The sequence below is a fragment of the Streptomyces rubellus genome, from assembly GCF_036323805.1.
Taxonomy (GTDB): Bacteria; Actinomycetota; Actinomycetes; order Streptomycetales; family Streptomycetaceae; genus Streptomyces.
The window spans coordinates 1-3,284 of record NZ_JAZDCX010000056.1; the positions used below are offsets into that span (position 1 = coordinate 1).

Genomic DNA, 3,284 nt, shown 5'->3' on the forward strand with positions numbered 1-3,284 from the left:
GGGCGCGCTGTTGGGTGTCTGAGGGCACGGCCGCATGGTCGTTGGTCCTTGGTGCCGGTCCCGGTGTACTCGTCCTTGGTGGGCGGGGTGGCGGGTGGCTGGTCGTTGTTTGAGAACTGCACAGTGGACGCGAGCATCTGTGGCCAAGTTGTTAAGGGCGCACGGTGGATGCCTTGGCACCAGGAACCGATGAAGGACGTGGGAGGCCGCGATAGGCCCCGGGGAGCTGTCAACCGAGCTGTGATCCGGGGGTGTCCGAATGGGGAAACCCGGCAGTCGTCATGGGCTGTCACCCGCTGCTGAACACATAGGCAGTGTGGAGGGAACGCGGGGAAGTGAAACATCTCAGTACCCGCAGGAAGAGAAAACAACCGTGATTCCGGGAGTAGTGGCGAGCGAAACCGGAGGAGGCTAAACCGTTCACGTGTGAGACCCGGCAGGGGTTGCGTGGGCGGGGTTGTGGGATCTCTCTTTTCATGGTCTGCCGGCTGTGAGGCGAGTGAGAAACCGTTGATGTAGGCGAAGGGCATGCGAAAGGCCCGGCGTAGAGGGTAAGACCCCCGTAGCTGAAACGTCAGCGGCTCGTTGGAGAGACACCCAAGTAGCACGGGGCCCGAGAAATCCCGTGTGAATCTGGCGGGACCACCCGTTAAGCCTAAATATTCCCTGGTGACCGATAGCGGATAGTACCGTGAGGGAATGGTGAAAAGTACCGCGGGAGCGGAGTGAAAGAGTACCTGAAACCGTGTGCCTACAAGCCGTGGGAGCGTCGCCGTGAGTGCTTGCGCTTGCGGTCGTGACTGCGTGCCTTTTGAAGAATGAGCCTGCGAGTTTGCGGTGCGTTGCGAGGTTAACCCGTGTGGGGGAGCCGTAGCGAAAGCGAGTCCGAAGAGGGCGTTTGAGTAGCGTGTCCAAGACCCGAAGCGGAGTGATCTAGCCATGGGCAGGGTGAAGCGGCTGTAAGAGGTCGTGGAGGCCCGAACCCACCAGGGTTGAAAACCTGGGGGATGACCTGTGGTTAGGGGTGAAAGGCCAATCAAACTCCGTGATAGCTGGTTCTCCCCGAAATGCATTTAGGTGCAGCGTCGTGTGGTGCTTGCCGGAGGTAGAGCACTGGATAGGCGATGGGCCCTACCGGGTTACTGACCTTAGCCAAACTCCGAATGCCGGTAAGTTGAGAGCACGGCAGTGAGACTGTGGGGGATAAGCTCCATGGTCGAGAGGGAAACAGCCCAGAGCATCGACTAAGGCCCCTAAGCGTGTGCTAAGTGGGAAAGGATGTGGAGTCGCAGAGACAACCAGGAGGTTGGCTTAGAAGCAGCCATCCTTGAAAGAGTGCGTAATAGCTCACTGGTCAAGTGATTCTGCGCCGACAATGTAGCGGGGCTCAAGCACACCGCCGACGTCGTGTCACTCACACATGAGGCCCAACGGCCGTGTGGGTGGGTAGGGGAGCGTCGTGTGCCGGGTGAAGCTGCGCCGGAAGGCAGTGGTGGACGGTTCACGAGTGAGAATGCAGGCATGAGTAGCGATACAGGAGTGGGAAACTCCTGCGCCGATTGACCAAGGGTTCCTGGGTCAAGCTGATCTGCCCAGGGTAAGTCGGGGCCTAAGGCGAGGCCGACAGGCGTAGTCGATGGATAACCGGTTGATATTCCGGTACCCGCTGTGTGGCGCAAGGGCCGAGTCCGGTGATGCTAAGTCCGTGAAGCCGGCTGTTTCCTTCGGGGAGCAGTGTGGTGGAGCCGACGGTCCGATCCGGTAGTAGGTGAGTGATGGGGTGACGCAGGAAGGTAGTCCAGCCCGGGCGGTGGTTGTCCCGGGGTAAGGGTGTAGGACGTCACGTAGGTAAATCCGCGTGGCATATGAGTCTGAGACCTGATGCCGAGCCGTTGTGGTGAAGTGGATGATCCTATGCTGTCGAGAAAAGCCTCTAGCGAGTTGCATGGCGGCCCGTACCCTAAACCGACTCAGGTGGTCTGGTAGAGAATACCGAGGCGTTCGGGTGAACTGTGGTTAAGGAACTCGGCAAAATGCCCCCGTAACTTCGGGAGAAGGGGGGCCATTTCTGGTGATCGCCCGTGCGGTGTGAGCTGGGGGTGGCCGCAGAGACCAGCGAGAAGCGACTGTTTACTAAAAACACAGGTCCGTGCGAAGCCGTAAGGCGAGGTATACGGACTGACGCCTGCCCGGTGCTGGAACGTTAAGGGGACCGGTTAGCTCACTTTCGGGTGGGCGAAGCTGAGAACTTAAGCGCCAGTAAACGGCGGTGGTAACTATAACCATCCTAAGGTAGCGAAATTCCTTGTCGGGTAAGTTCCGACCTGCACGAATGGCGTAACGACTTCTCGACTGTCTCAACCACAGGCCCGGTGAAATTGCACTACGAGTAAAGATGCTCGTTTCGCGCAGCAGGACGGAAAGACCCCGGGACCTTTACTACAGCTTGATATTGGTGTTCGGTTCGGCTTGTGTAGGATAGGTGGGAGCCGGTGAAGCATGCACGCCAGTGTGTGTGGAGGCGTTGTTGAAATACCACTCTGGTCGTGCTGGATGTCTAACCTGGGTCCGTGATCCGGATCGGGGACAGTGTCTGGTGGGTAGTTTAACTGGGGCGGTTGCCTCCTAAAGGGTAACGGAGGCGCCCAAAGGTTCCCTCAGCCTGGTTGGTCATCAGGTGGTGAGTGTAAGTGCACAAGGGAGCTTGACTGTGAGACTGACGGGTCGAGCAGGTGCGAAAGCAGGGACTAGTGATCCGGCGGTTACGTGTGGAAGTGCCGTCGCTCAACGGATAAAAGGTACCCCGGGGATAACAGGCTGATCTTCCCCAAGAGTCCATATCGACGGGATGGTTTGGCACCTCGATGTCGGCTCGTCGCATCCTGGGGCTGGAGTCGGTCCCAAGGGTTGGGCTGTTCGCCCATTAAAGCGGTACGCGAGCTGGGTTTAGAACGTCGTGAGACAGTTCGGTCCCTATCCGCTGCGCGCGTAGGAGTCTTGAGAAGGGCTGTCCCTAGTACGAGAGGACCGGGACGGACGGACCTCTGGTGTGCCAGTTGTTCTGCCAAGGGCATGGCTGGTTGGCTACGTTCGGGAGGGATAACCGCTGAAGGCATCTAAGCGGGAAGCCTGCTTCGAGATGAGGACTCCCACCCCGTATGGGGGTAAGGCTCCCGGGAGACGACCGGGTTGATAGGCCAGATATGGAAGCCCTGTGAGGGGTGGAGTTGACTGGTACTAATAGGCCGAGGACTTGTCCATGGCTGCTTGCGTCCACTGTGCGG

1 rRNA gene is annotated in these 3,284 nt (G+C 58.9%); it reads left to right on the forward strand.

Annotated features, from left to right (window positions below):
* Positions 1-141: 141 nt before the first annotated feature.
* Positions 142-3,261: ribosomal RNA gene (locus V1L54_RS29185) — 23S ribosomal RNA — on the forward strand.
* Positions 3,262-3,284 lie beyond the last annotated feature (23 nt).